This is a genomic window from Ruegeria sp. F11, from assembly GCF_056533855.1.
Genome location: NZ_JBQFOW010000010.1, coordinates 137,603 through 163,831, shown reverse-complemented (window position 1 = coordinate 163,831; position 26,229 = coordinate 137,603). Strand labels below are relative to the sequence as shown.

The following is a 26,229-nucleotide window of genomic DNA, read 5'->3' as shown; positions in this document are numbered from 1 at the left end:
ATGGCTAGAGCAAAGTTTCTCTGCGACGCTGAACGCTGCATCGAGTGCAACGCCTGCGTGACCGCGTGTAAGAATGAACACGAGGTCCCGTGGGGCATCAACCGCCGCAGGGTGGTGACGATCAATGACGGCAACCCGGGCGAACGCTCGATTTCGGTGGCCTGTATGCATTGCTCGGATGCGCCTTGCATGGCGGTGTGCCCGGTCGACTGCTTCTATCAGAACGAAGAAGGGGTCGTCCTGCACTCCAAGGACCTGTGCATTGGCTGTGGCTATTGCTTCTACGCGTGCCCCTTCGGCGCGCCGCAATACCCGCAGGCGGGCAACTTCGGATCGCGCGGCAAGATGGACAAATGTACCTTCTGCGCCGGTGGCCCCGAAGAAACGCACTCGACCGCAGAGTTCGCCAAATATGGTCGCAACCGGATCGCCGAGGGCAAACTGCCCATCTGCGCCGAGATGTGTTCCACCAAGGCCCTGCTTGCGGGTGACGGCGACGTGGTGTCCGCCGTTTACCGCGAACGCGTTGTGGCGCGCGGGTTTGGTTCGGGCGCTTGGGGTTGGGGCACAGCCTACGACCAGAAAGACGGCTAAGGCTGCTTTCCTGAACCAAACAGGCGACCCGCATCCGTGGGTCGCCTGATCAGGGATTTTGACCGAGGTTCAGATGTTCCGCTTACTCATCGCAGTGCTGTTCACCCTGGGGTTGGCGCAGGCCGTTGTCGCGCAAACCGACGAGGCCGAAACACCGGCCGTCGCAAACGAGCGCACCTCAACTGGTGGCGCGACAACGCTTGAAGATATTCTGGCGCGACAGCGCGGCGAAAAGGTGGATAACAGCTATCGCTCGGAAAACACCGGTCAGGGCAATGTCGAAGGCCTGCTGGGGCAGTTTGGAACGCGCGGCGTGGCCTCGGACAGCGATGTTTACCGTGCGCTGCGGTACGGGTCGGCGGATGTGACCGTGTCATCGAAAGGGCCTGCAGCCAGCGTGCTGATACAGGACGGCGGAATGTGGTGGTTGAATTTCCGCACCGGACCGCTGCGCGAGTATGGCACGTATATTCTGGGCGGGATGGTTGCCATCATCGTCCTGTTCTTCCTGATCCGCGGGAAAATCCGGATCGACGGGGAAAAGACCGGTCGCACCGTGACGCGGTTCAACGGGCTCGAACGTTTTGGCCACTGGTTGTTTGCCGGATCGTTCCTAATCCTCGGCCTTACTGGCTTGCTGACACTCTATGGCCGCGACTTCCTGATCCCGATCTTCGGGAAAGAGGGCTTTGCCATCATCGCGCAGGGCTGCAAATGGCTGCATAACAACCTTGCCTGGGCCTTTATGCTGGGCCTGATCATCGTGACGGTGACCTGGATCGTCCACAACATCCCCAACCGCACCGACCTGAGATGGCTGGCCGCTGGCGGAGGTCTGTTCACCAAAAACAGCCACCCGCCCGCCAAGAAATTCAATGCTGGGCAAAAGATCATTTTCTGGTCCTGCATCATTCTTGGAGTCTCGATCAGCCTGTCCGGCCTGTCGCTGCTGTTCCCGTTCGAACTGCCGCTTTTCGCGAAGACCTTCTCGGTCGCCAATGCCACCGGCATTCCGCAGATGATGGGCCTGAACCTGCCGGTGCAGATGTCACCGCAAGAAGAAATGCAATACGCGCAGGTCTGGCACGTGATGATCGCCTATGTGTTCATCGCCATCATCATCGCGCATATCTACCTCGGCTCGGTCGGGATGGAGGGCGCGTTTCAGGCCATGGGCAGCGGCGAGGTCGAAGAACAATGGGCGCGCGAGCATCACTCGCTGTGGCTGGAAGAGGTTCAGGAAAAAGAGGCCGGGAAAGCAGCAGCCTCGCCCGCTGAATAAATGCGAGGGCTGGTGCTGGCACTGGCGCTGTTGCCTCTGCCTGCAGCGGCCGAATTCTTTACGCTGAAGGGTCATGGCGGACCCATCATGGGGATCGCCACAGCACCCGACGGACGCATTGCCACGGCAAGCTTCGACAATTCCGTTGGTCTGTGGACCGGGCAGATGCCCGAATGGCTGGAAGGGCACGAAGCCGCAGTGAATTCGGTCGCGTTCAACGGTACAGCGATCTACTCCGCCGGGGACGATTTCACCCTGCGCCGCTGGCCGGGCGGGGAGGTTGTGGGCCAGCACAAAGGCAAGATTGTCGGCCTCGCCGCATCCAAAACCCATGTCGCGACCGCCAGTTGGGACGGCACCATTGGCCTGTGGCCGGTGGACGGGTCGCGGCCCACGATGCTTGGCCCAACCGGCAGCGGCGTGAATGCTGTGGTGTTTTCACCCGATGGAACGCAACTGTATTCCGCAGGCATGGACGGGTCATTGCGCCTGTGGGATGTCTCGACAGGAGCTGAGGTAACCCGGCTGGTCGAACACGGTTTTGGCATCAACGAATTGGTCCTGAACGCGCAGGACAACTGGATCGCCTACGGTGCGGTGGACGGTGTCACCCGCATTCTGAACCTGACGAATGGCGAGGAGCGCGATTTCACACTGGGCCGCCGCCCGATCCTTGCACTGGCCCTCAACCCGGATCGCAGCCTTTTAGCCGTGGGCGATGGCGAAGGCTACATCATGGTCATCGACACGGCTGATTGGCGCATCGCTCAGGATTTCCGAGCTACCCTGCGCGGGCCGGTCTGGGCTCTGGCCTTTTCCGTTGACGGCGAAAACATCCATGCGGGCGGCATTGACGAGGCGATGTATAGTTGGCCTGTAACCGCCTTGTCCGATCAGGAACAGATGGCCGCCACTGAACCGAGCTTCCTGAAAGACCCCGAGGAAATGGACAACGGTGAACGCCAGTTCGCCCGCAAGTGTTCGATCTGCCACAGCCTGACCCCCGAAAATGAGCGACGCGCCGGGCCGACCCTGCATCGCCTTTTCGGACGCCCCGCCGGAACACTGCCAGGATATTTGTACTCGGATACGCTGCAAGACTCTGATATCATTTGGAATGAACAGACAATCAACGCCCTTTTCGATGAAGGGCCGGACCACTACATTCCGGGGTCGAAAATGCCGATGCAACGGATAACGCAAGCGCAGGACAGGGCCGATCTGATCGCCTTTCTGCGCCGCGCAACGGCGGACCAGAACTGAACCGGAGGAGATTATGAAAGCCTTTCTCGCCGCCGTCGCCGCAATGGTCGTCATCACAGTTGCCGCGCCCTATGTGCTGGATCAGATTGGGTTCAGCGCGGCGGATGCGGGCTCGGGTTCAGCCGTGCGTCTGGATTGAATGTCCGAATACCTGACCACCCGTGAACTGGCCGATCTGCTGCGCATTGGCGAACGGAAGGCTTATGATCTTGCCTCATCGGGTGAGGTCCCCTGCGTCCGCGCCATGGGCAAGCTACTGTTCCCGCGGGCCGAGGTCATAGCTTGGCTCAACGCCTCACGCTCAGGCCCGCAGGTCGCTGAACCGCCCCTGCCCCCGATTGTTGCAGGCAGCCACGATCCCCTGCTGGACTGGGCGCTGCGCGAAAGCGGCTCGGGCCTGGCCACATACTATGACGGCTCGTTCGACGGGCTGAGTCGCCTCGCCGACCGCAGCGCACAGGCCGCCGCGTTGCATATCCACGAAGAGGACGGGTTCAACACAGTTGCCCTGCGCGATGCATTGGGCGAAGCCCCGGTCGTACTGTACGAGGTCGCCCAAAGACAGCGCGGCCTACTGCTGGCCCCCGGCGTCTCGGACATCGCGGGGTTCAGCGATCTGAAGGGCCGCCGCGTCGTTCTGCGCCAGAACAGCGCCGCCAGCCAGCGCCTGTTCGACACGCAGCTTCAGGCACACGGCCTAACGCGCAATGACCTCGACACCCTGCCCACCTGCGCGCGCACCGAAGAAGAACTGGCCATCGCCCTGCACGACGCCAAGGCCGAGGCAGGTTTCGGGCTGGGCGCCCTGGCTGGGCTCTACAACCTCGGGTTCACGCCAACCCATTCCGAACGGCTGGATCTTGCCATCTGGCGTCGCGCCTATTTCGACACGCCGATGCAGAAGCTTCTGGCGTTCATGCAGTCTGAACCCTTCGCCAGGCGGGCCGCCGAATTTGGCGGCTATGATCTGTCAAACCTAGGCCAGATCCACCACAACGGAGCCAGCGGCTGACGCGCTTCGTCTTTTCTCAAATACTCTCGCCGAAGGCATTGACCGCAGGCGAATTCACTGCGCGTTCGGAAAGAACACCTGTTTCCCGTCCAGCTTGTAGGCCTCAATCGCCGCCTGCCCGTCCGGACCCGTCAGCCAGGCGATAAACCGCTGCCCGGCATTGGCCCGCACACGAGGGTGCTTCTCCGGGTTCACAAGGATCACGCCATATTGGTTGAACAGACGCGGATCGCCTTCGACCAAAACCTCAAGATTGCCCTTGTTCCCAAAGGACAGCCACGTGGCACGGTCTGTCAGAGTGTAGGCCCCCATGCCACTGGCCACGTTCAGCGTCGCCCCCATGCCCGAGCCGGTTTCCCGATACCAGGTGCCCGAGGCCTCGATCGGATCAAGACCGGCTTCATCCCAATGGCCCATCTCGGCCTTGTGGGTTCCGCTGTCGTCGCCACGCGAAACAAATGGCACTTCCGAGGTCTCAATCGCCGCGAAGGCCTCTAAAATATCGGCCCCGCCCCTGACCCCGGCGGGATCGGAGTTTGGTCCGACAAGAACAAAATCGTTATACATCAGGTCTTTGCGCTCAACTCCCCAGCCGTCCGCCACGAACTGCTCTTCGGCGGGTTTGGCATGCACCAGCAAAACATCCCCGTCACCGTTGATCGCGTTGCGGATTGCCTGGCCGGTCCCAACCGCCACGACGCGAACATCAATGCCCGTCTCGGCCTCAAACCCCGGCAGGATAAAATCAAACAGACCCGAGTTCTGGGTCGAGGTCGTCGATTGCACCACGATAAAGGGCTCTTCGGCCAAGGCCGGGGCTGCCGTGAACCCAAGCGTTATCACCGCTGCCCGAATGAAGTTTCGCAACATCCAACTCTCCATTTGGTGTGTCAGGTCACCAGCCCGCCGGCCAGGTAGCGGCGCGATGCCTCGGCTGTGGGGGCATCCAGCACCTGTTTGGCCGGACCATGTTCGACGACATGCCCGCCATGCATCATGACCACATCCGCAGCCAACCGCCGTGCCTGCCCTATATCATGGGTCACCATCACAATCCGCACCCCACGGGCCGAAGCGCGCTGGATCATTCGTTCAATCATTTGCGTGGCGCTGGGGTCCAGCGCACTGGTGGGTTCGTCAAGAAACAGTGTCTCGGGGCTCAGGGCCAGCGCCCGCAGAATGGCGAGCCTCTGCGCCTCCCCCCCCGACAGCGACCGTGCAGCCTGACGAGGTTTGTCCTGCAGGCCGCCCTCAGCCAGCAATTCAGCAATGCGCGCTTTGCGCGTGGCCCGGTTCAGCCCCTGCCGTTTTAGTACAAAGTCCAGATTGCTGGCCACCGACCGACGCAACAATACCGGCTGTTGAAAAACCATTGCCTGCCGTGCTTTGTGATCAGCATTCAGAGGGACACCTCCCTGCAACACGTGCCCCACGTCAGGCGCAATCAACCCATGCAAACAGCGCAAGAGCAGGCTTTTGCCCGCTCCGTTCGGCCCAAGGATCAGGGTCGGTCCCGGTCCGTCCAAGGTCAGAGTTGGCACGTCCAGCAGGGCCTTTCCCTTGCGCTGAATGTGCAGCCCTTTGACCTGCAGACAGTTCGCCGATTCGCAGACCAGATCACGCATGGCGCAAACCCTCCTGCTCGGCCCTCAGGCTCATCGCGCTGACCATCGCGTTCACGGCGACGGCGATACCGATCAGGATCGCACCCAGAGCCAGCGCCAGCGCCAGATTGCCCTTGGATGTCTCAAGCGCGATGGTTGTGGTCATCACACGTGTCACATGATTGATATTGCCTCCGACGATGATCACCGCGCCGACCTCGGCAATGGCGCGCCCGAACCCGGCCAGCAATGCGGTGACCAGTGCAAGACGCGCATCCCACAGCAACACCGGAACCGACGCCAACCGGGACACGCCCAGCGAGCGGAGTTGTTCCGAATACTCCTCGGCCAACATCTCGACCACCTGCCGGGTAAGCGCTGCAACGATGGGCGTGACCAGCACCACCTGCGCAATAATCATCGCGGTGGGCGTATAGAGCAGTTCCAGAACCCCCAATGGCCCGGACCGCGACAACATCAGGTAAACCAGCAGGCCAACAACGACCGGAGGGAAGCCCATCAGCGCATTCATCAACACGATCAGCACCCGACGCCCGGGAAAGCGCGCGACTGCCAACGCCGCGCCAACCGGCATGCCGATCAACGCCGAAATCAACACCGCGAACACGGAAACCCGCAGCGATAACAGGACAATCCCCCAAAGCTCTGCATCCCCGTCAAGGATCAGAGAGAGGGCACCGCTGAATTCTGATGCAAATCCCTGCATATTCTTCCAATATTGTTCCAGATGGTATCAGAAGCGTTGTTTTACAGGAAAATACTAGGCCATTTGGCCGCTAAGTACAGGAACAAATCCGACATCGGAAATAAGAAACGCGGCCCCAAAGGGGACCGCGCCACTATCTGTAATCCTAGCGCTAACGTCAGTTCAACGCAGCGTCGGTGATCTGATGAGTCCACGCGCCCTCGGGCTGCTTGGTGATCACCGGGTCAGACCCGCCAGCAAGCAGCGTGTTTACGGTGCGCTCAAAATCCGCCGGGTCGAGTGAGCCGTTCGAACCTGCGGTCAGTTTGGCGATCTCACCCATCATGCGTTTTTGATGTTCTTCAGTCTGCGCCCCGGTCTCATCGTTTTCCAGAACGATGTCGGCCGCTTCTTCGGGATGCTCCTCGGCGTATTTCCAGCCCTTCATCGACGCGCGCACAAAGCGTTGCATCTTGTCGGTGAAGTCGGCATCGCTCAGGTTTTCTTCCAGAACGTACAGACCGTCCTCCAGCGTTGCGACACCCTGATCTTCGTACTTGAAGGTCACCAGTTCGTCCGGGCTGACACCGGCATCGATGACCTGCCAGTATTCATTGTAGGTCATGGTGCTGATGCAATCGGCCTGACGCTGCAGAAGCGGATCGACATTGAAGCCCTGTTTCAGAACCTCGACACCGGATTCGCTTTTGCCGTCAGTACCAATGCCCAATTGGCTCATCCAGCTCATGAAGGGGAATTCGTTCCCGAAGAACCAAACGCCCAATGTGCGGTTCTTGAGGTCCTCGGGCGAAGAAATCCCCGCATCCTTCCAGCACGTCAGCATCATGCCCGAGCTTTTGAACGGCTGCGCGATATTGACCAGTGGCAGGCCCTTTTCGCGTGCGGCCAGCGCGGCGGGCATCCATTCGACGGTCACGTCGGCCCCACCGCCGGCAATGACCTGAGTAGGCGCGATGTCAGGACCACCCGGCAGGATCGTAACATCCAGCCCTTCTTCTTCGTAGAATCCTTTGTCCTTTGCCACGTAGTAGCCCGCAAACTGCGCCTGCGTGACCCATTTCAATTGCAACGTCACTTCATCCGCCGCCAGCGCCGCGCTGGCTGTCAGGCTGAAGGCTGCGACCGCCCCGCTGAGTAGTTTTTTCATCTTCATTTCTCCTAGTTGCTATTTTGCCCCGTTCTCGGGGTCTGTTGAATTTTATCCTCGTTGCGACGGGTGCCAGAACGTCACCGTCTTTTCGATCATTGCGACAAGACCATAGAATGCCGTACCGGCCAAAGCAGCCACAACGATCTGGGCCCAGACCATATCCAGCGACAATTGCCCGACACTGGTCGAAATGCGAAAGCCCATGCCCAGAGTTGGCGAGCCAAAGAACTCGGCCACAATAGCGCCGATCAGCGCCAGAGTGGTGGAAATCTTCAACCCATTGAAGATAAACGGCATTGCCGCAGGCAAGCGCAGTTTGAAAAAGCTCTGCCAATAGGTGGCGGCATAGGTCTCCATCAGATCACGCTGCATCGCTGTTGCCTCACGCAATCCGGCGACTGTGTTCACGAGCATCGGAAAGAACACCATCACAACCACCACGGCGGCTTTCGAGTGCCAGTCGAACCCAAACCACATCACCAGAATGGGCGCGGTTCCGACAATGGGCAGAGCCGCCACGAAGTTGCCCACCGGCAGCAAGCCAAGACGCAGGAATTCCCAGCGGTCCACTGCAATGGCCATCAGAAAGGCCGCACTGCAGCCGATCAGATACCCGCTCAGCGCGCCTTTGATGATGGTCTGCACGAAATCCGCCCACAGGATCGGCAAGCTGTCGGCGAACCGCACAGCAATGACCGACGGCGCAGGCAGGATAACAAGGGGCACGTCCAGCCCGCGAACCAGCAACTCCCACACAGCGACAATCGTCACACCAAATATCAACGGCGCAAGGAACCGAACCATCCGGGTATCCGCCTGCGGCCCACTGGCAAGGCGGCTGTTCAACCACCAGCCCAACGCCCAAAGAAGGATCGCAAACAGGACAAAGATCATTGCGCCATCCCCATCCGTTTCAACACCGTCCGTTCAAACAGCCCCAAAAGCCCCACAAGACAGGCCGCCAGAATGGCCGCTGCAAATAGGGCGGACCAGATCTGCACCGTCTGGCCATAATAGCTGCCCGCCAGAAGGCGCGCGCCCAGACCGGCCACCGCGCCTGTCGGCAGTTCTCCGACAATTGCGCCGACCAATGATGCGGCAATGCCGATTTTCAGCGAGGTGAACAGGTACGGCATCGACGCTGGCAAGCGCAGCTTCCAGAACGCCTGAGACCGGCTGGCGCTGTAGGTGCGCAGAAGATCAAGCTGCATCGCATCCGGGCTGCGCAGCCCTTTGACCATACCCACGACCACCGGGAAGAAACTAAGGTACGCAGAAATAATCGCTTTCGGAACAAGGCCTTGCACCCCGATGGAATACAGTACCACGATGATCATCGGTGCCAGCGCGATAATCGGAATGGTCTGGCTGACGATGGCCCATGGCATGACCGACAGGTCCATGACCCGGCTGTGCACAATCCCCACGGCTAACAGAATGCCCAGCCCTGTCCCGATCGCAAACCCCAATATGGTCGCGCTGAGTGTCACCCACCCGTGATACACAAGCGACCGTTTTGAGGTCACTTTCTTGTTCACCGTGGATTGCCACAACTCAATCGCTACATCATGCGGCGCGGGCAGCCTTGGGCGATCCTGCTCCCACGTTTCGGGGATGGCGAAGCTGTTGTTCCAGACCAGAATGATGTCGTATTCCAGCGTCCGCTCTTTCATGGTCGGTGGGTCCACCTCCTCACCCGCGCGCTCGGCCTGGTTCAGGGCGCTGTCGATGTTCATCGGGATACATGCGATGTACCAGGCGGCTACAATGGCGAGAACGACCAAACCAACGGCATAGACCTGTTTCATGCGCGCCACTCCATTCGGATGATCGGCAGGGTTTCAGGCGGAACCGGAGCTTCGGTGCCGGTGGCGACGAATCCTTCGCGCCGATAGAATCTTTGGGCAGCTATGTTCGGTTCATGCGTGGTCAGCCACAGGAACTCGCGCCCCTCCTTGGCTTTGTCCAGCAGACGCTTGCCAAAGCCCTGACCGGTGCGCAGGCAATACAGCGCCCCGACCTTGCTCTCGCTGGGGTCGACGGACATGTAGCAATCCACCGGATCGCCGATGACCCAAATCTCTCGGTCCGGAAAAGCCTCGCGGATCAACGCGGCCAACTGCTCCTGCGTCAATTCCTCGGGCATCCAGTCTGTCCGGGTCATCCAGGTCGAAATGACCCGAGCGCAAGCCGGAACGTCTTCGACCGTAGCCCGTCTGAGGTCACCTGCTACCATCACACCTCTTCCCCATGCCCGGCCCGCAGCCCCTCGCGGACGCGATGCGCGACTTCGATGAACTCGGGGGTATCGCGGATGTCCAGAGGCCGCTCCTTCGGCAAAGGGCTGTCGATCACATCGGTAATCCGTCCCGGGCGCGGGCTCATGACCACGATCTTGGTGCTTAAGTAAACCGCCTCGGGGATCGAGTGCGTCACGAAGCCGATGGTCTTTTCGGTGCGCGCCCACAGCGCCAGAAGCTGTTCATTCAGGTGATCGCGCACGATCTCATCCAGCGCGCCAAACGGTTCATCCATAAGCAGGATATCTGCATCGAACGCCAAGGCCCGCGCAATGCTGGCCCGCTGCTGCATACCGCCAGACAACTGCCACGGAAACTTCCCCCCAAAACCTTCAAGATCAACGAGTTCCAGAACGTTCTTCACTCGCTCTTCTTGTTCAGAGGCTGAATACCCCATGATCTCAAGCGGCAGCTTGATGTTCTTTGCAATGGTCCGCCACGGGTAAAGACCTGCCGCCTGGAACACATAGCCATAAGCCCTGTTCCGCCGCGCCTCATCCGGGGTCATGCCATTGACGGTCAGGCTCCCTCCGGTCGGTGTTTCCAGCGCTGCGATACAGCGCAGGAACGTGGTCTTGCCACAGCCCGAGGGCCCGATAAAGCTCACGAAATCGCCCTTGTCGATGCAGAGGTTCACGTCTTTCAGCGCGTGGACCGGGCCATCGTTGGTTTGGAAGGTGAGGTCGAGCCCATTTGCCTTGATCACCGGCAGTTCTTTGTCGTTCATTTCCGCCCCATCACTGGCATTCCGTCAAAACGGTCGAATAGCTTTGATCAAGTGGGGAAAAAACAAACCTATCGTTTCCATCGGACGTGAAGTTCCACGTCAGACTAAAAGTTTCTTCGTAACCAACGCATTGAGCTGTCAGGGTCTCGATACTTCCTGACTGGTTGCCGACAACTAGGTCCTTGGAGGCCATTTCATAAAACATCAACTGCCCTTCTTTCAACAGAACCATATCCGCCGCTTCATAGGTGTTCCGGTTAAAATGAACGTCGCAACCGGCTACATTTCCATAAACCGGAAAATTATGCTGCGCCGCCGCGGCTGTCCCCGACAATAAAAGAGCCGCCGAAAATGCGCTGCAAAACCTGCGCATCCGATCAAACCCCCGTCGCCGGAATACCCGTCCGCTCAACCGGTCTTGGCGCGGTCAGTTCTTTCCACGTACTCAAAGCCTTGTGCACATGGGTATTGGCCTCACGCGCCACGAACTTCCCGTGCCCTTCCTGCGTCCTGATCTCACCGTCATGCACCGCCACCGCGCCACGGGTCAGCGTGAAGCGGGGCAAACCGCGCACCTCTTTACCCTCGAACACGTTGTAGTCGATGGCCGACTGCTGCGTCTCGGCCGAGATCACCTTGGCCTTGTCCGGGTCCCAAACCACCAGATCGGCGTCAGCACCCACCAAAACCGCACCTTTTTTCGGGTAGCAATTCAGTATCTTAGCGATGTTCGTTGAAGTTACAGCAACGAACTCGTTCGGCGTCAACCGACCCGTGTTCACCCCATAGGTCCAAAGCATCGGCATCCGATCTTCCAACCCGCCTGTCCCGTTCGGGATCTTGGTAAAGTCCCCAACGCCATAGCGTTTCTGTTCGGTCGTAAAGGCGCAGTGATCCGTGGCCACAACGCTTAGCGTCCCCGATTGCAGACCATTCCACAGGCTGTCCTGATGTTGCTTGTTCCGGAACGGAGGGCTCATGACCCGCCGCGCCGCGTGCTCCCAATCGTGATGGAAATACTCGCCCTCATCCAACGTCAGGTGCTGGATCAAAGGCTCCCCCCACACGCGCTTGCCCTGCATCTTGGCCCGTCGGATGGCCTCATGCGCCTCTTCGCAAGAGGTATGGACCACATACAGCGGCACACCCGCCATATCCGCAATCATGATCGCCCGGTTCGTGGCCTCGCCCTCAACCTGCGGGGGGCGGGAATAGGCATGCGCCTCGGGTCCGGTATTGCCCTCGGCCAAAAGCTTGGCGCTCAGTTCCGCCACTACATCGCCGTTCTCGGCATGCACCATCGCGGTGCCACCAAGCTCGGCCAGACGCTTGAATGAGGCGAACAACTCGTCATCATTCACCATCAACGCGCCTTTATAGGCCATGAAGTGCTTGAACGTGTTGATCCCGCGCGTCTCGATGACTGTCTTGATGTCATCAAACACCTGCTCTCCCCACCAGGTCACAGCCATATGGAATGAGTAATCACAATTCGCCCGGGTCGATTTATTGTCCCAACGCTTGAGCGCATCCAGCAAGCTCTCCCCCGGATTGGGCAGAGCAAAATCCACCACCATCGTCGTCCCACCCGCCAACGCGGCCCGCGTACCACTTTCGAAATCGTCGCTGGAATAGGTCCCCATAAACGGCATCTCCAGATGCGTATGCGGGTCAATCCCACCTGGCATTACATAGCACCCGGTCGCGTCCAATTCTGTGTCCCCGCGCAAATCAGGCCCAATCTCCGTGATAATCCCACCCTCGACCTTCACATCCGCCGAATACGTCAGATCAGCGGTCACAACGGTTCCGTTCTTGATCACAGTGCTCATCTTAAACTCCCTGATGCGGTCTGCGCCGCTTGCTTCATCTGTCCAAAAATATCCCGGGGGAGTCGCCCTCGGGCGACGGGGGCAGAGCCCCCTATTCCACGATTTCCGCCGTCTCAACGACCGCGTGAAACAGAACATCCGCCCCGGCTGCAGCCCAATCCTTAATGATCTCTTCGGCCTCGTTGTGGCTCAACCCATCCACACAAGGGCACATCACCATGGCAGTCGGAGCAACCCGGTTGATCCAGCAAGCGTCATGCCCCGCGCCCGAGATGATATCCCTATGCGAATACCCTAACCGTTCGGCCGCGTCGCGTACCGCCGCCACGCAGCCGTCGTCGAACTTCACCGGATCAAAGCCGCCTACCTTCTCAAACTCGATCTGCAGGCCCATCTCTTCGACGATACCCTCGGCTGCCACCCGCAGACGGTTCTCCATATCCGTGATCACCTCCAACTCAGGCGAGCGGAAATCGACCGTGAACACCGCCTTGCCCGGGATCACGTTGCGAGAATTCGGGAACACCTCGATATGACCCGCTGCCCCAACAGCATGCGGCGCGTGGGACCACGCAATCTCATCCACCTTCTCAAGAATACGCGCCATCGCCAGACCGGCATTCTTACGCATCGGCATCGGGGTCGAACCCGTGTGCGCGTCTTTCCCGGTCACGGTGACCTGCGTCCAACTCAGGCCCTGACCATGGGTGACGACGCCGATATCCTTGTCCTCGGCCTCCAAAATCGGGCCCTGTTCGATGTGCAATTCAAAGAAGGCATGCATCTTGCGCGCTCCGACCTCTTCGTCGCCGCGCCAGCCGATGCGGTTCAGTTCGTCGCCGAATTTCTTCCCCTCAGCATCCTCGCGATCATACGCCCAATCCTGCGTGTGCATTCCCGCGAACACGCCTGAGGACAGCATTGCGGGCGCGTAACGCGTGCCTTCCTCATTGGTCCAGTTGGTCGCCACAATCGGGTGTTTAGTCTTGATGCCAAGATCATTGAGCGTGCGGATGATCTCTAGCCCCCCAAGCACCCCCAGCACGCCGTCATATTTGCCACCTGTGGGCTGCGTATCCAGATGCGAGCCGACATAAACCGGCAGCGCCTCGGGGTCGGTTCCTTCCCGACGGGCAAACATATTGCCCATCTGGTCCAGCCCCATCGAGCACCCGGCTTCCTCGCACCATCTTTGAAACAGGGCGCGACCTTCGGCATCCTCATCCGTCAATGTCTGACGGTTGTTACCGCCCGCAACGCCCGGCCCGATCTTGGCCATCTCCATCAGGCTGTCCCACAACCTGTCGCCATTGACCCTGAGATTCTGCGCCGGAGCTGCCATAGTCTTTTTCCCTGTCGCTTGCGATTTGGCTCGCTTTTGGTGTCTTGATTTGACCATCTGGTCAAACTCACGCTATCACGGGTTCGGGATCAGTCAAGAAATTGCGAGGCATGGCCGGATTTTTCGGCATATTTCGCTCCCGGTTGACCGAAAAAGAAACACGCAGGAACCATGCCAAAAGACCGCGCACCGACCCGTATTCAGAAAAAGAACCGCGCCGCGATTCTCGAGGCTGCCTTAAACGTGTTTTCCGCGCACGGATTTCGCGGGGCAACCGTGGATCAGATCGCCGCCGAGGCTGGTCTGAGCAAACCCAACCTGCTCTATTACTTCCCGTCGAAAGAGGCGATTCACACCGCCCTTTTGTCCGGTTTGCTTGAGGTCTGGCTTGCCCCCCTGCACGATCTCGACGCGGACGGAGACCCGATGCAGGAGATACTGTCCTACATTCATCGCAAGCTGCAGATGAGCCAAGAGCTACCGCGCGAAAGCCGCCTGTTTGCGAATGAACTGGTTCAGGGCGCACCGCGCATTCACGAGGCGTTATCGAACGATCTGAAAGAGCTTGTGGATGAGAAAACCAAGATTCTGACGCGTTGGATGGATCAGGGCAAAATCGCCCGACTTCACCCGTATCATCTGATCTTTTCGATCTGGGCGCTGACCCAGCACTACGCCGATTTCGATGTGCAGGTGCGATCCATTCTGGGAGGCGAAGACCCCTTTGATGGGGCCGGGCCGTTTATCGACACACTGTACCGCAAACTGCTGAAGCCCTAGTCAGCGATTATTTGTTCGGTTTCAAGGCCAGGATACGGTTCAGAATAACAATCGCCATTGCCAGAAGAATCGTGAAATCACCCATTGTTTTAACCGCATTGATCTTGGGCACTTTGCCCGCATCCTTGACGATCGCCGTATACATCTTGGGCTGTTGAACTCCGGCCGTGTGCTGCTGAGCCGAGGCCTTCACGTATTGATCAAAGTTCTGAAGCGCTTTGACCTTTTTGATGACCTGCCCCATGAACTGACGATCCAGCGCGCGGTCTTCCTTTAGCTTGGCCATCATGTCTTCGATGGATTTCTTCAGCTTCAGAATGTTATCGCGATCCTTCTTGATCTGCTTCTGATGCTGCACGAAGTTCTTTGCGGCCATGGCGTCGCGTTGCTTTGCCTTTGACAATGCAACGTTCTTTTTCGACTGATCCCGGTCCAGTTTGGAAACCCGGTTGCCGCCCTTGTTCCGGCCCGGCGATGCCGCTGGCATGACACTCTCCTTTGATCATGTCTGTCAGCGGCAGTTTAGCGCCGAACGTGGGTCGCCGAAATACCCGTTTCCACTACTCGGCGGCCTTTGCCATCGGGTTGTTGGGGTGACTTGTCCAGTTGGCATATTCTTCCTGCACAACCTTACCAGTGCGCGGGTCGACCTCTCCGGCGGCCATTGGCACCATCGAAATGCACCCTTCGACAGGGCAAACATCGACGCAGAGGTTGCAGGCCACGCATTCCTCATCGATCACCTCGAACACTCGGTCAGAAGACATCGAGATCGCCTGATGGCTGGTGTCTTCACACGCGGCATAGCAGCGCCCGCATTTGATGCACTGATCCTGATCGATCTTGGCCTTGGCGATGTAGTTCAGATTCAGGTACTGCCAGTCGGTCACGTTCGGAACCGCCCGCCCCACGATTTCCGAGACGTTGGAATAGCCCTTTTCGTCCATCCATTCGGACAAGCCAGCGGTCAGTTCGTCGATGATCTTGAACCCGTAAGTCATCGCCGCAGTGCAGACCTGGACTGTTCCACACCCGAGCGACATGAATTCTGCTGCATCGCGCCAGGTCGTCACGCCACCGATGCCAGAGATCGGAAGGCCATGCGTCGCCTCGGCCCGCGCGATCTCGGACACCATCGACAGTGCAATCGGCTTCACCGCCGGGCCGCAATAGCCGCCATGGCTGCCTTTGCCATCGATCGACGGTTCGGGGCTGAACGTGTCCAGATTGACGCTGGTGATCGAGTTGATCGTGTTGATCAGCGACACCGCATCGGCACCACCATTCCGCGCAGCCTCGGCAGGTTTGCGTATGTCGGTGATGTTTGGCGTCAGCTTGACGATCACCGGGCGGTCATAGTGCTTCTTGCACCACCGCGTAACCATCTCGATGTATTCCGGCACCTGGCCGACAGCAGAGCCCATGCCACGTTCGCTCATCCCGTGAGGGCAACCAAAGTTCAGTTCGATTCCGTCCGCGCCGGTTTCCGCTACGCGCGGCAGAATGGCTTTCCACGCCTCCTCCTCGCACGGAACCATGAGCGAGGCGATCAGCGCGCGGTCCGGGTAGTCGGCCTTGACCCGCGCCATTTCCTCAAGGTTCACCTCCAAGGGCCGGTCGGTGATCAGTTCGATGTTGTTGAGGCCCAACAGCCTCCGATCCGCGCCGTAAATTGCGCCGTAACGCGGCCCGTTGACGTTCACGACCGGAGGGCCCTCGGCCCCAAGCGTTTTCCAGACAACACCGCCCCAGCCGGCCTCGAACGCTCGGCGCACGTTGTATTCCTTGTCGGTGGGCGGTGCGGATGCCAGCCAGTAAGGGTTGGGGCTGGAAATTCCCAGAAAGTCAGTCGTCAGGTCAGCCATGGGTACTCCTTCCCGGCTCCTCAGCCGGTTTTCGTGAATATCATTTCGGTCGGACGAATGCGCCCTGCCTTGAGGTTTTCGACGTAGTTTTGGAATTTCTCGGGCGCTGTCTCGCCCATCATCAGGTGGATGCCCAGCGGGGCCGGACCGGTTTCGGCGATCTTGGCAAAGACTTCCTCGAAGAATTCCAGCGCGAAACCGGTGCGGTCATTTTCGGTGATCAGGTCCAAACCTGCCGCTGCGGCGGCGTCCTTGTAGACCTGCGGCGCATCAACAAAGGACGTTTCGGCAACGGTCGACCACGGCAGAGGAAAGGCCAGCGCATCGGAAGCTTCGCCCCCCATCACGTCGAACAGGGCGAATGTTCCCCCAGTGGCCAAGGCGCGCGACACCTCGGCAAACAGCCCCGCCTTGTCTTCGATGTTCATGCCCACATGCAGCATGACGGCAAGATCAAATCCGGCGTCGGGCACCGGCATGTCCAAGGCGCTGCCAACGTGAAAGTTGGTCTTTTCAGAGTGACCGACCAGATCGCTGAGCGCGGCGGCGGTTTCAACAAATTCCGGCGTCAGATCGACACCCGTCACCGTTGAATCGTAGCGATCCACGATGTAGCGCGAGGTGCCGCCTATCCCACACCCGACATCCAGCACCCGTGTCGCATGGGTGGGCGACAGTTGCGCAAACAGGTTGTCGGTCGCCAGAACGCCGCCCGTGTGGAATTCATCGCCCGCCTTCAGATCGGCGACCGTGGCCGAATCCGGGTCAATGCCGCTCGCCTCAAGCGCCGCGCGGACGCGCTCGGTCAAAGCGCCGGTCGTGTAATGTTGTGCAACAGCTTGTTCGATCTGGGACATGAGAAAACCTCGAGCAGCGAAAGGAATGGGGTGAATACCCCACCCTATCACGAAACCAGCGTTGCGTGGATGTCCATTGCCGCGTCCCGGCCTTCGGCCACGGCTGTCACGGTTAGGTCCTCACCCCCCGCAGCACAATCACCACCCGCCCAGACACCGGTCATCGAGGTGCGGCCTGCCCCGGTGACAGCGATCTTGTTGCCGTCCAGTGTCAGCCCCTCGGGCGCGCCATCCAGTGTCTGGCCGATGGCCTTGAGCACCTGATCGGCAGGCAGACGGATCATTTCTCCGGTACCTGTCAACTGCCCGTCGTGACTGGCGGTGTACTCCAACTCAATCTCGGCCGCAGCGCCGTTTCCGTGCACGGCCACTGGTTGCACATTGGTCATGATCCGAACCCCGTGCGAGGCCGCAAGATCCTGTTCATACCGGCTGGCCCCCATCGCGTCGCGATCCCGGCGATAGGCGATGGTCACATGCTCGGCCCCCAGCAGCTTGGACTTCACAGCCGCATCCACCGCCGTCATGCCACCACCGATGACAACCACGTTCCGGCCGACAGGCAGATCGGCAAGATCGCTGGCTTGCCGCACGTCCGAAATGAAATCGACCGCAGGACGCACACCGTCCTTGTCCACCCCACCTGCGCGCAGCGCGTTCACACCGGCCAGACCGATCGACAGGAAGACCGCATCATAGTTCTCCAACAGGCCGTCCAGCGAGATGGTTTCGCCCAGCACCGATCCGGTCTCAATTGCGATACCGCCGATTTTCAGCAGCCAATTCACTTCGGCCTGCGCAAAGTCGTTGGTCGATTTGTAGGCGGCGATACCGTATTCGTTAAGGCCGCCCGGTTTAGGCTTGCTTTCGTGAATCACCACGTCATGACCCAACATCGCTAGACGGTGCGCACAGGCCAGCCCTGCGGGCCCCGCGCCCACCACCGCTACGGTCTTACCGGTCGACGCGGCGCGTTCGAACGGATGCGCACCCGAAGCCATGATATCGTCAGTTGCAAAACGTTGCAGGCGTCCGATCTCAACCGGCTTGCCCTCGGCGGCTTCACGCACGCAGGCCTCTTCACACAAAGTTTCGGTAGGACAGACGCGCGCGCACATGCCACCCAGGATGTTCTGGTCAAGGATCGTGCGCCCCGCCAACTGCGGCTGTCCGGCCTGAATCTGGCGAATGAACAGCGGGATATCGATATCCGTCGGACAGGCCGTCACACATGGCGCGTCGTAGCAGAAATAGCAGCGATCTGCGGCCACGGCAGCCTCATGCGGGGCCAGTGGCGGATGCAGATCGGTGAAATTCGAGGTCAGCTCATCGCTGGAAAGCCGCCCGGAAACGATCCCGGGTGCCATCTGGCCCTGTGCCATCGCTCTACTCCCTGTAGATATGTTTGTTATGGGCCCAGCTTGCCACATCTGAAATTTTTATCAATTGGTAAAATTTGCCAAATGGTCAAAAAAAGAGAAATCCGCCCCGATCAATTGCTTTCCCAGACGGTTTCGCCTGATTTTGAGGCAACTGCCTATGTGTCATGTCTGCCCTGCCTTCACAGATTCCAACTACGGCCTTTTGACGGCCCACGCGGCATCCTGTAATCCCGAACTAAGAGCGCAAGCCAAAGACGCCCGACAGGAACAGGCAAACATGCAGGCACCCTCGCAGAAATTCAACGTCGTCATCGTCGGGCAAAACAACCGCCTGCAGTATGAGGCACTTCTGTTCGCTGCCTCGCTGCGCCATTCCTCGCCGGATTTCGCCGGAAGGCTGTTTGTCGCAACGCCGAAACCTGGCCCGCGCTGGCACCAGAATCCCAGCATTCAGGATGAGGATGTGTTGAAGGCGCTGAAACAGTTGGGCGCCGAGGTCCTGCCCTTTGAAACCAACGTCTTCGGTGACAGCTATCCAAACGGCAACAAGATCGAAGCCCTACTGGCCCTGCCCGAAGGCGAGCCGTTTGTCTTCTTCGACACCGACACGCTGATCACTGGAGATCTGAACGGCGTCCCGTTTGATTTCAACCGCCCCGGCGCGTCGCTGCGGGTCGAGGGGACGTGGCCCAGACCCACGCTGTATGGTCCGGGCTTTGAAGGCATCTGGAGCGCGCTTTACCGACGCTTCGGACTGGACTTTGAAAGCTCACTGGATCCCAGCCAGCCCATAGATTACTGGCGGCGGTATCTGTACTTCAACGCGGGCTACTTCTTCTACAAATGCCCCCGCCAGTTCGGCGAGCGCTATCTTGAATACGCCCGCGCCATCCGGGATGAGGACATCCCGGAACTGACTGGCCAGAACCTCGACCCCTGGCTGGATCAGGTGGCGTTGCCGCTGGTGATCCACTCATTCGGCGGTGGACGGGATGCCCTGCCCGAAGGGTTGCTGGATGGCACCGTCAGTTGTCACTATCGCCTGTTTCCCCTTCTCTACGCCCGCGAAAGCGATCATGTGATCAAGGTTCTGGAGACCGTCACCGCGCCCAACAAGGTCAAGAAGGTTCTGAAAAACTACGATCCGCTGAAAAAGCTGGTCATTCAGGGCAAGGGTGCGAAAATTCGCGATTTGTTCGATCAGGACAACCTGCCCCAGCGCGAGCAGGTCATTCGCAACACGATCAAACGCAATGGTCTGTGGATGCGCTGACAGGATCGTTGTGCGCATCCGGTCAATCGCCTAGACATTCCCTAACGACAAAGTCCAACAGGAGATTTCAAGATGTCTGACGGCCCCACCTATGGTTTCGACACGCTGCAAATTCATGCGGGCGCCCGCCCCGACCCGGCGACCGGAGCGCGCCAGACACCGATTTACCAGACCACAGCTTACGTCTTTCGCGACGCGGACCACGCCGCCGCTTTGTTCAACCTGCAAGAAGTGGGCTTTATCTATTCCCGCCTGACCAACCCGACCGTGGCGGTTCTGCAAGAACGTGTGGCCACGCTTGAAGGCGGCGTTGGCGCAGTTTGCTGTTCCTCGGGTCACGCAGCGCAAATTATGGCGCTGTTCCCGCTGATGGGACCGGGGTGCAATGTGGTGGCCTCGACCCGTCTGTATGGCGGCACGGTCACACAGTTCAGCCAGACCATCAAACGCTTCGGCTGGTCGGCCAAGTTCGTGGACACCGACGATCTGGACGCCGTTAAAGCGGCCATCGACGAAAACACCCGCGCGGTGTTCTGCGAATCCATTGCCAACCCGGGCGGCTATGTCACCGATATCCGCGCGCTGGCGGATGTGGCCGATGCGGCGGGCATTCCGCTGATCGTGGACAACACCTCGGCCACGCCTTACCTGTGCCGCCCTATTGAACATGGCGCGACACTGGTGGTGCATTCGACCACCAAGTACCTGACCGGCAACGGCACGGTTACTGGCGGATGCATCGTGGATTCGGGCAAGTTTGACTGGTCGGCGAATGACAAATTCCCGTCCCTCAGCCAGCCCGAACAGGCCTATCACGGGTTGAAATTCCACGAAACATTCGGCCCACTGGCCTTCACCTTCCACGGCATCGCCATTGGCCTGCGTGACCTTGGCATGACGATGAACCCGCAGGCGGCGCATTACACGCTGATGGGGATCGAGACCCTGTCCCTGCGGATGGAGCGCCATGTGGAGAATGCTCAGAAAATCGCCGCGTGGCTCGAAGCTGATGATCGCGTGGAATACGTGACCTATGCGGGCCTGCCCTCATCGCCCTACCATGATCGCGTTAAGGCGCAGTACTCACGCGGCGCGGGCGCGCTGTTCACCTTCGCCGTCAAAGGCGGATATGACGCCTGCATCAAGCTGGTCAACGCTCTGGAAATCTTTAGCCACGTCGCCAATCTGGGCGACGCGCGGTCGCTGATCATCCACTCGGCCTCGACCACTCATCGTCAGTTGACACCGGAACAGCAAGAGGCCGCAGGTGCCAGCCCGAACGTGGTTCGTGTCTCCATCGGCATCGAGGATGCCAACGACCTGATCGCCGATCTGGATCAAGCGCTCAGCAAAGCCAGCGCCTGACGATGGCGCAGCACGACACGAACGAGTTGGGCCAACCCATCGGCCTGCCGCTTCAGGGCGAGTTTCCCCGCCCTGCGCCGCCCTATACGCCGATGCAGGGGCAATATTGCTCGGTCGTGCCTTTGGATGTGAACCGCCATGCGCCCGGATTGTTCCGGGCGTTTGCCAACGACACCGACGGACGCAACTGGACCTATCTGCCCTATGGGCCTTTCGACTCGGAAGCCACCTTCGAGGGATGGGCGCGCGCCAATTGCATGGACGCTGACCCGATGTTTCATACGGTGCTGGATTCGGATGAGGTGCCGGTCGGCATGGCCTCATACTTGCGGATCGAACCAGTCGCGGGCGCGATTGAGGTCGGCCATATCCATTTCTCACCCCTGCTGCAGCGCAAGCCGCAATCGACCGAGGTGATGTACCTGATGATGCGGCGGGTGTTCGATGAGTTGGGCTATCGTCGTTATGAATGGAAATGCGATGCGCTGAATGCGCCGTCTTGCAGCGCGGCGGAACGGCTGGGCTTTACCTTTGAAGGGATATTCCGACAGGCGACCCACTACAAAGGACGCAACCGGGACACGGCGTGGTATGCGATCCTCGACAGCGAATGGCCGCGTATTCGCGAGGCGTTCGAAACCTGGCTGTCCCCGGACAACTTCGACGCCACGGGCCAGCAACGTCAGCCGCTGATGGCCCGCGCAAAAGACTAGGCTTATTCGGAAATCCCGAACACCATCGAGACACTGACAGAGACCGAAATCTCACCACCGGCGACCGGGACGCCACCGGAATCGGCCATGCTCATCGCGCGCATCTCGGGCATCGGGCGTACCCCGCCCGATCCTTCGGAGATCGACTGAACTGGTCCCAGAGTGATCCCGGCGGCTTGCGCCAGTTGCTCGGCCTTCGCCTTGGCTTCACCCACCGCTTTCGTGCGCGCCTGCGCCTCAAGCGGCTTGGGGTCCTGCACGCCAAAGGTCAGCCCACCAAAGTCATTCGCACCGTCCTGAATGACCGCATCCATGATCTGACCCAGCTTATCCAGATCGCGCACTCGCACGAACACGCGGTTCGAGGCGACGAAGCCGGTGATCTCGGGCTGCTCTCCGGTCTGGCTATTGCGGCCGGACCAGACTGGCGACAGGGACAGGTCGCGGGTCTGGATGTCGCGCTCTTCAATGCCCATCTCCTGCAGCCGCGACAGTACCTGGCTGACGGCGTCGGATGTGGCCTGCATGGCCTGCGACGCCTCGGCGTTTTCGTTTGTGACGCCCAGCGTGATTGTTGCCATATCGGGCGCAATCTGCACCGTGCCCGTGGCATCCACGGTGATGCGACGTTCTTCCGCATGGGCCAGCCCGGCGGTGGTCGCGGCCATCATCGCGGCCAGAAAAGCGAGTGTCTTCAAGGTTCTCTCTCCGAATAGTTCTGCTTCAACATGGGTTTGCGGGGGTATGCGGGACAAGGGGGAAGCTTGGCTTTTTCTTTCCCTCGGCGGGTTCCTGCTTTAATGTCGGTCTGCGAACGCAATGCCGTTTGCATTGATGCTGACAATTATGGTTCCTCCGGATTATGAAACCTGCCTTTGCGCTGTCATTTTCTTCTGCCGGAATATCGCTGCACCACCAGTCGGATGACGATTGGTATCAGATTGGCTCGGTCGCGCTGGATGCGCCCGACCTGTCGGACCAGATACGCGGCTTGCGCGATCAGGCCTTTGCGCTGGCAAACGATCTGAGTTGCAAGGTCGTGATCCCCGAGGATCAGATACGCTATTTGTCGGTTGAAACAGAAGGCCTAAGCCCTGAGGATAGCGAGCAAAAGGTCTATGACGCGCTGGCGTCCGCCACGCCCTATGATCTGTCGGAGCTGTCCTTTGATACCGCGACCGAGGGCACCACGATCCACATCGCGGCGGTAGCACGCCAGACATTGGATGAAGCGCAGGTCTTTGCCGCCGAGCACGGATTCATTCCCGTCCTGTTCAGCGCTGATCCGAGCCATGATGACTTCCCGCAAGAGCCGCATTTTGGGCCAGATGAGTTGCCGCACTTAGCTGAAACTACGCTGGATGAGGAGCCATCCGTTGAGGCCGTACCCGCACCCGAGGATGAGCCGCCTCAAGTGGCCGAAGCCGCGTTGGAGGAAGAGCCACACGTTGCGGACGAACTCGCGTTGGAGGATGCGGCGCCTCAGGTGGTCGAAACCACGTTAGAGGACGAACCGCCCGCGCCTGCAGAGCCGGAAACTCCTCCGCCACCAACCGAGGCGGAACCGCCCGTTCACGCCATTGCCGAAAGCGCCGACCCCGACACGTTCCGCTCGGTAGAAGCGCCCAGTGCACCGTTTCAAACGGTTTTTGCGGCGGCGGAGCCGAAGGCCGGGCGCTTTGTTCTGCCAGCGATTGCGGCGGCACTACTGGCTGGGGTTTCGCTATCCGCTTGGTCGTTTTTCACTTCTGACGACGGGACCGAGGTCACTTCCGCCCCCGCTGAGGTGGTGCAACCTGAGGTTAAGACGGAGCCGGAACAGGTTGATATCGCTTCGGATTCAGCAACCCAAGCCACTGCAGAACAACCCGAGAAGGCCGGCACAGAAACCGCATCTCTGCCTGAACCTAAGGAACAGCCGGACCTGTCATCAACGGATGCGGCCATTCTGGAGGCGTTGAAAGTTCCTCCGACTCCAGTGGAGACGATCCAGACCGATCCGCAAACTGAATTCGCCCCAGCGACCGCAGTGAACACCACGCCGCCAACCGCCTTGGAACTGCCGGTTCCGATTGAGGACGACGATCATTATCTGGCCTCAGTCAACAAGCCCGACCTGTCGAGCGATGCCATTGCCCTGCCCCCGGTTGAGAGTTTTGACACGGATCTGCCCTTCGTGCAGATCGCGCTACCTCAGACCGCCGACGCGGGTTTTGACCTAGACGAACGCGGGCTGGTCCCGCCATCTTCCGAAGGCACGCTGAACCCCGATGGGGTGATGATCTATGCGGGTCGTCCATCCTCAGTGCCGCCGGAACCGCCCGTGCGGTTCGAGGAAGAACCCGTGATCGATGAGACGGACCAGAGATTGGCAGGTCTGCGCCCCAAGGGTCGCCCTAGTGATCTGGTTGAACAGTTCGAACGTCAGCAACTGGGTGGTCGTTCGTTAGAAGAACTCGCGGGTGTTCGCCCCAAACTGCGCCCTGAGTCGCTGCAGGTTAATCCGCAGGTGGACGAAACCCCCACCGCTTTGGCCGTTGTCCGGGTGCCGCGCCCCAAACTCCGCCCGGCCCGCGTCGTGGCGGCGGCCCCATCCACTAATGCAAATACTGCCAATCTGGGCTCGACGGCGGCGGTGAATCAAAGCTCGGATGAGGCCGGATCGTTCCAGCCCAAGACCGTCAAACCCAAAGCCCCCTCCACCGCGTCCGTTGCCCGACAGGCGACGATAGACAACGCGCTGAACCTGCGCAGGCTGAACCTGATCGGCGTCTATGGCACCCCGGCCAACCGGCGCGCCTTGGTACGCCTGCCCAGTGGACGGTACAAAAAACTGAAAATCGGGGATCGTTTGGATGGCGGCAAGGTAATTGCCATCAGCGACAGCGAATTGCGGTATCAGAAAAAGGGCCGCAACGTGACCCTGTCCATGCCGCGTAGCTAACTGTGAAAAAAGGGCGCGCAGAGCTGGTCTGCGCGCCGGAGTTGTGGCTTCAGGCCGCCGAAATCTCACCGGTTTCGATCTGTTCCCGTTCGATGGATTCGAACAGGGCCTGAAAGTTCCCCTCGCCGAACCCATCATCGCCCTTGCGCTGAATGAATTCGAAGAAGATCGGTCCGATCACGGTTTTCGAGAAGATCTGCAGCAAAATCCGCGTCTCCCCCCCATCCACGACGCCTTCGCCGTCGATCAGAATGCCGTGCTTCATCATCCGGTCCAGCGGCTCTTCATGGTCCGTCACACGCTCAGTCGACATGTCGTAATAGGCCTGATTGGGACCCGGCATGAATTTCAGCCCGTTTTCAGCGATGGCATCGGTCGAGGCATAGATATCCTCGCTGCCAACCGCGATGTGCTGAATGCCCTCACCCTTGTATTTCTTCAGGTACGACACGATCTGGCCCGTCTCACCGCGATCTTCATTGATCGGAATGCGAATGCGGCCACAAGGCGAGGTCAGAGCACGGCTAAACAGCCCGGTGAACTTGCCCTGAATGTCGAAGAAGCGGATTTCACGGAAGTTGAACAGGTCGCCGTAGAACTTGAACCACTTGTCCATGTTGCCTTTGTAGACATTGTGGGTCAGGTGATCGAGGTAGTAGAACCCTTCACCCCGCGGTTTGGACTGCTTGATCCAGTCGAACTCTTGGTTATAGGGCGAGGTGTCATAGTACTGATCGATGAAATAGATCAGCGACCCGCCAATGCCCTTAATCGCTGGCACATCCATGGTCTTGTCGGCGGCGTCATAAGGCTCGGCCCCTTTCGATACCGCATGCTCATAGGCCTTTTGCGCATCCACGACGCGCCACCCCATCGACGGGGCGCAGGGGCCGTGCTCGGCCACGAACTTGTCAGCGAAGCTGTTCGGGTCCGCGTTCAAGATGTAGGTGACATCACCCTGCTGCCAAAGCTCTACAGCAGGATTCTGTTTGTGGTGGGCCACCAGCTCGAACCCCATCTTGGCGAACAGGTCGCGCAATTCCTGAGGCTCGGGATGTGCGAATTCGACAAACTCAAAGCCATCGGTTCCGGCGGGGTTTTCGTCACTGATGACGGATTTTGGGGCGTTATGCGGGAAAGGACCCATGGGTGCCTCCTTTCGAACAGGAAATTCTTTGCTGATTCCAAAATACGCCTTATCCAACGCTTTTTCTGCG

27 protein-coding genes are annotated in these 26,229 nt (G+C 59.5%); 10 read left to right on the top strand and 17 right to left on the bottom strand.

Annotated features, from left to right (window positions below):
• From fdh3B to ACR0NJ_RS14970, 5 genes are all read left to right on the top strand, one after another.
• A complete protein-coding gene (gene fdh3B / locus ACR0NJ_RS14990; RefSeq protein WP_010439472.1) occupies positions 1–594 on the top strand; it encodes a formate dehydrogenase FDH3 subunit beta in 594 nt (197 codons plus the stop codon).
• A gap of 73 nt (positions 595–667) precedes the next feature.
• Complete coding sequence (locus ACR0NJ_RS14985) at positions 668–1,876, top strand: formate dehydrogenase subunit gamma (protein ID WP_480817939.1); 1,209 nt, start codon at positions 668–670, stop codon at positions 1,874–1,876.
• The gene (locus tag ACR0NJ_RS14980) at positions 1,877–3,139 is read left to right on the top strand and encodes a c-type cytochrome (protein WP_480817938.1); all 1,263 of its coding nucleotides are present in this window, start codon (positions 1,877–1,879) and stop codon (positions 3,137–3,139) included.
• A gap of 13 nt (positions 3,140–3,152) precedes the next feature.
• A complete protein-coding gene (locus ACR0NJ_RS14975; RefSeq protein ID WP_480817937.1) occupies positions 3,153–3,278 on the top strand; it encodes a hypothetical protein in 126 nt (41 codons plus the stop codon).
• The gene (locus ACR0NJ_RS14970) at positions 3,279–4,151 is read left to right on the top strand and encodes a substrate-binding domain-containing protein (protein ID WP_480817936.1); all 873 of its coding nucleotides are present in this window, start codon (positions 3,279–3,281) and stop codon (positions 4,149–4,151) included.
• 54 nt (positions 4,152–4,205) lie between these two features.
• Here ACR0NJ_RS14970 and ACR0NJ_RS14965 read toward each other — a convergent pair whose 3' ends face one another.
• The 11 genes from ACR0NJ_RS14965 to ACR0NJ_RS14915 form a co-directional block, all read right to left on the bottom strand.
• Positions 4,206–5,021: an ABC transporter substrate-binding protein gene (locus ACR0NJ_RS14965; protein WP_480817935.1), complete on the bottom strand. Its 816-nt coding sequence runs from the start codon at positions 5,019–5,021 to the stop codon at positions 4,206–4,208.
• Between the two features lie 20 nt (positions 5,022–5,041).
• A complete protein-coding gene (locus tag ACR0NJ_RS14960) occupies positions 5,042–5,776 on the bottom strand; it encodes an ATP-binding cassette domain-containing protein (protein WP_480817934.1) in 735 nt (244 codons plus the stop codon).
• Positions 5,769–6,482, bottom strand: a complete 714-nt coding sequence (locus ACR0NJ_RS14955) for an ABC transporter permease (protein ID WP_480817933.1) — start codon at positions 6,480–6,482, stop codon at positions 5,769–5,771. Before ACR0NJ_RS14955 ends, ACR0NJ_RS14960 begins: the two co-directional genes overlap by 8 nt.
• Positions 6,483–6,639: 157 nt before the next feature.
• Positions 6,640–7,629, bottom strand: coding sequence for an ABC transporter substrate-binding protein (locus ACR0NJ_RS14950; RefSeq protein ID WP_480817932.1), 990 nt, complete (start codon positions 7,627–7,629; stop codon positions 6,640–6,642).
• A gap of 51 nt (positions 7,630–7,680) precedes the next feature.
• Positions 7,681–8,526: an ABC transporter permease gene (locus ACR0NJ_RS14945; RefSeq protein ID WP_480817931.1), complete on the bottom strand. Its 846-nt coding sequence runs from the start codon at positions 8,524–8,526 to the stop codon at positions 7,681–7,683.
• Complete coding sequence (locus ACR0NJ_RS14940; RefSeq protein ID WP_480817930.1) at positions 8,523–9,440, bottom strand: ABC transporter permease; 918 nt, start codon at positions 9,438–9,440, stop codon at positions 8,523–8,525. The genes ACR0NJ_RS14945 and ACR0NJ_RS14940 overlap by 4 nt, the downstream gene beginning before the upstream one ends.
• A complete protein-coding gene (locus tag ACR0NJ_RS14935; RefSeq protein WP_480817929.1) occupies positions 9,437–9,868 on the bottom strand; it encodes an N-acetyltransferase family protein in 432 nt (143 codons plus the stop codon). The genes ACR0NJ_RS14940 and ACR0NJ_RS14935 overlap by 4 nt, the downstream gene beginning before the upstream one ends.
• Complete coding sequence (locus ACR0NJ_RS14930; RefSeq protein ID WP_480817928.1) at positions 9,868–10,659, bottom strand: ABC transporter ATP-binding protein; 792 nt, start codon at positions 10,657–10,659, stop codon at positions 9,868–9,870. Before ACR0NJ_RS14930 ends, ACR0NJ_RS14935 begins: the two co-directional genes overlap by 1 nt.
• Positions 10,660–10,669: 10 nt before the next feature.
• Positions 10,670–11,032 (bottom strand): hypothetical protein, encoded by a 363-nt coding sequence (locus tag ACR0NJ_RS14925; protein WP_480817927.1) that lies wholly within the window; start codon positions 11,030–11,032, stop codon positions 10,670–10,672.
• 4 nt (positions 11,033–11,036) lie between these two features.
• The gene (gene hydA, locus ACR0NJ_RS14920) at positions 11,037–12,491 is read right to left on the bottom strand and encodes a dihydropyrimidinase (RefSeq protein ID WP_480817926.1); all 1,455 of its coding nucleotides are present in this window, start codon (positions 12,489–12,491) and stop codon (positions 11,037–11,039) included.
• 91 nt (positions 12,492–12,582) lie between these two features.
• The gene (locus ACR0NJ_RS14915; protein ID WP_480817925.1) at positions 12,583–13,833 is read right to left on the bottom strand and encodes a Zn-dependent hydrolase; all 1,251 of its coding nucleotides are present in this window, start codon (positions 13,831–13,833) and stop codon (positions 12,583–12,585) included.
• 171 nt (positions 13,834–14,004) lie between these two features.
• Here ACR0NJ_RS14915 and ACR0NJ_RS14910 point away from each other — a divergent pair, with 171 nt between their 5' ends.
• A complete protein-coding gene (locus ACR0NJ_RS14910; RefSeq protein WP_480817924.1) occupies positions 14,005–14,613 on the top strand; it encodes a TetR family transcriptional regulator C-terminal domain-containing protein in 609 nt (202 codons plus the stop codon).
• A gap of 7 nt (positions 14,614–14,620) precedes the next feature.
• On the opposite strand, the gene ACR0NJ_RS14905 is transcribed toward ACR0NJ_RS14910, so the two are convergent.
• The 4 genes from ACR0NJ_RS14905 to ACR0NJ_RS14890 form a co-directional block, all read right to left on the bottom strand.
• Positions 14,621–15,100: a hypothetical protein gene (locus ACR0NJ_RS14905; RefSeq protein WP_480817923.1), complete on the bottom strand. Its 480-nt coding sequence runs from the start codon at positions 15,098–15,100 to the stop codon at positions 14,621–14,623.
• Positions 15,101–15,173: 73 nt separating this feature from the next.
• Positions 15,174–16,478, bottom strand: coding sequence for an NAD-dependent dihydropyrimidine dehydrogenase subunit PreA (gene preA, locus ACR0NJ_RS14900; RefSeq protein ID WP_480817922.1), 1,305 nt, complete (start codon positions 16,476–16,478; stop codon positions 15,174–15,176).
• 20 nt (positions 16,479–16,498) lie between these two features.
• Positions 16,499–17,335, bottom strand: a complete 837-nt coding sequence (locus tag ACR0NJ_RS14895; RefSeq protein WP_480817921.1) for a methyltransferase domain-containing protein — start codon at positions 17,333–17,335, stop codon at positions 16,499–16,501.
• Between the two features lie 47 nt (positions 17,336–17,382).
• Complete coding sequence (locus ACR0NJ_RS14890) at positions 17,383–18,717, bottom strand: NAD(P)-dependent oxidoreductase (RefSeq protein ID WP_480817920.1); 1,335 nt, start codon at positions 18,715–18,717, stop codon at positions 17,383–17,385.
• A 277-nt stretch (positions 18,718–18,994) separates the two neighbouring features.
• Here ACR0NJ_RS14890 and ACR0NJ_RS14885 point away from each other — a divergent pair, with 277 nt between their 5' ends.
• From ACR0NJ_RS14885 to ACR0NJ_RS14875, 3 genes are all read left to right on the top strand, one after another.
• Entirely contained in the window at positions 18,995–19,990 is a 996-nt protein-coding gene (locus ACR0NJ_RS14885; RefSeq protein ID WP_480817919.1) for a hypothetical protein, read from the top strand.
• A 72-nt stretch (positions 19,991–20,062) separates the two neighbouring features.
• Positions 20,063–21,355, top strand: coding sequence for an O-acetylhomoserine aminocarboxypropyltransferase/cysteine synthase family protein (locus tag ACR0NJ_RS14880; RefSeq protein ID WP_480817918.1), 1,293 nt, complete (start codon positions 20,063–20,065; stop codon positions 21,353–21,355).
• Positions 21,356–21,357: 2 nt separating this feature from the next.
• Entirely contained in the window at positions 21,358–22,068 is a 711-nt protein-coding gene (locus ACR0NJ_RS14875; RefSeq protein WP_480817917.1) for a GNAT family N-acetyltransferase, read from the top strand.
• 2 nt (positions 22,069–22,070) lie between these two features.
• Here ACR0NJ_RS14875 and ACR0NJ_RS14870 read toward each other — a convergent pair whose 3' ends face one another.
• Positions 22,071–22,766 (bottom strand): SIMPL domain-containing protein, encoded by a 696-nt coding sequence (locus ACR0NJ_RS14870; protein WP_480817916.1) that lies wholly within the window; start codon positions 22,764–22,766, stop codon positions 22,071–22,073.
• A 164-nt stretch (positions 22,767–22,930) separates the two neighbouring features.
• Here ACR0NJ_RS14870 and ACR0NJ_RS14865 point away from each other — a divergent pair, with 164 nt between their 5' ends.
• Complete coding sequence (locus ACR0NJ_RS14865; RefSeq protein WP_480817915.1) at positions 22,931–25,012, top strand: hypothetical protein; 2,082 nt, start codon at positions 22,931–22,933, stop codon at positions 25,010–25,012.
• A 49-nt stretch (positions 25,013–25,061) separates the two neighbouring features.
• Here the strand turns inward: ACR0NJ_RS14865 and hppD are convergent, their stop codons facing one another.
• A complete protein-coding gene (hppD, locus tag ACR0NJ_RS14860) occupies positions 25,062–26,159 on the bottom strand; it encodes a 4-hydroxyphenylpyruvate dioxygenase (protein ID WP_480817914.1) in 1,098 nt (365 codons plus the stop codon).
• Between the last annotated feature and the right edge of the window lie 70 nt (positions 26,160–26,229).

Excerpts from the sequence above, each read along its gene's own strand:
- ACR0NJ_RS14890 (WP_480817920.1), bottom strand. The coding sequence starts at position 18,717 with ATGGCACAGGGCCAGATGGCACCCGGGATCGTTTCCGGGCGGCTTTCC.
- ACR0NJ_RS14960 (WP_480817934.1), bottom strand. The coding sequence starts at position 5,776 with ATGCGTGATCTGGTCTGCGAATCGGCGAACTGTCTGCAGGTCAAAGGG.
- ACR0NJ_RS14875 (WP_480817917.1), top strand. The coding sequence starts at position 21,358 with ATGGCGCAGCACGACACGAACGAGTTGGGCCAACCCATCGGCCTGCCG.
- ACR0NJ_RS14895 (WP_480817921.1), bottom strand. The coding sequence starts at position 17,335 with ATGTCCCAGATCGAACAAGCTGTTGCACAACATTACACGACCGGCGCT.
- preA (WP_480817922.1), bottom strand. The coding sequence starts at position 16,478 with ATGGCTGACCTGACGACTGACTTTCTGGGAATTTCCAGCCCCAACCCT.
- ACR0NJ_RS14950 (WP_480817932.1), bottom strand. The coding sequence starts at position 7,629 with ATGAAAAAACTACTCAGCGGGGCGGTCGCAGCCTTCAGCCTGACAGCC.
- ACR0NJ_RS14980 (WP_480817938.1), top strand. The coding sequence starts at position 1,877 with ATGCGAGGGCTGGTGCTGGCACTGGCGCTGTTGCCTCTGCCTGCAGCG.
- ACR0NJ_RS14885 (WP_480817919.1), top strand. The coding sequence starts at position 18,995 with ATGCAGGCACCCTCGCAGAAATTCAACGTCGTCATCGTCGGGCAAAAC.
- ACR0NJ_RS14935 (WP_480817929.1), bottom strand. The coding sequence starts at position 9,868 with ATGGTAGCAGGTGACCTCAGACGGGCTACGGTCGAAGACGTTCCGGCT.
- ACR0NJ_RS14955 (WP_480817933.1), bottom strand. The coding sequence starts at position 6,482 with ATGCAGGGATTTGCATCAGAATTCAGCGGTGCCCTCTCTCTGATCCTT.
- ACR0NJ_RS14930 (WP_480817928.1), bottom strand. The coding sequence starts at position 10,659 with ATGAACGACAAAGAACTGCCGGTGATCAAGGCAAATGGGCTCGACCTC.
- ACR0NJ_RS14880 (WP_480817918.1), top strand. The coding sequence starts at position 20,063 with ATGTCTGACGGCCCCACCTATGGTTTCGACACGCTGCAAATTCATGCG.
- ACR0NJ_RS14965 (WP_480817935.1), bottom strand. The coding sequence starts at position 5,021 with ATGTTGCGAAACTTCATTCGGGCAGCGGTGATAACGCTTGGGTTCACG.
- ACR0NJ_RS14865 (WP_480817915.1), top strand. The coding sequence starts at position 22,931 with ATGAAACCTGCCTTTGCGCTGTCATTTTCTTCTGCCGGAATATCGCTG.
- ACR0NJ_RS14985 (WP_480817939.1), top strand. The coding sequence starts at position 668 with ATGTTCCGCTTACTCATCGCAGTGCTGTTCACCCTGGGGTTGGCGCAG.
- ACR0NJ_RS14915 (WP_480817925.1), bottom strand. The coding sequence starts at position 13,833 with ATGGCAGCTCCGGCGCAGAATCTCAGGGTCAATGGCGACAGGTTGTGG.
- ACR0NJ_RS14910 (WP_480817924.1), top strand. The coding sequence starts at position 14,005 with ATGCCAAAAGACCGCGCACCGACCCGTATTCAGAAAAAGAACCGCGCC.
- ACR0NJ_RS14970 (WP_480817936.1), top strand. The coding sequence starts at position 3,279 with ATGTCCGAATACCTGACCACCCGTGAACTGGCCGATCTGCTGCGCATT.
- ACR0NJ_RS14940 (WP_480817930.1), bottom strand. The coding sequence starts at position 9,440 with ATGAAACAGGTCTATGCCGTTGGTTTGGTCGTTCTCGCCATTGTAGCC.
- ACR0NJ_RS14905 (WP_480817923.1), bottom strand. The coding sequence starts at position 15,100 with ATGCCAGCGGCATCGCCGGGCCGGAACAAGGGCGGCAACCGGGTTTCC.
- fdh3B (WP_010439472.1), top strand. The coding sequence starts at position 1 with ATGGCTAGAGCAAAGTTTCTCTGCGACGCTGAACGCTGCATCGAGTGC.
- ACR0NJ_RS14945 (WP_480817931.1), bottom strand. The coding sequence starts at position 8,526 with ATGATCTTTGTCCTGTTTGCGATCCTTCTTTGGGCGTTGGGCTGGTGG.
- hydA (WP_480817926.1), bottom strand. The coding sequence starts at position 12,491 with ATGAGCACTGTGATCAAGAACGGAACCGTTGTGACCGCTGATCTGACG.
- hppD (WP_480817914.1), bottom strand. The coding sequence starts at position 26,159 with ATGGGTCCTTTCCCGCATAACGCCCCAAAATCCGTCATCAGTGACGAA.
- ACR0NJ_RS14975 (WP_480817937.1), top strand. The coding sequence starts at position 3,153 with ATGAAAGCCTTTCTCGCCGCCGTCGCCGCAATGGTCGTCATCACAGTT.
- ACR0NJ_RS14925 (WP_480817927.1), bottom strand. The coding sequence starts at position 11,032 with ATGCGCAGGTTTTGCAGCGCATTTTCGGCGGCTCTTTTATTGTCGGGG.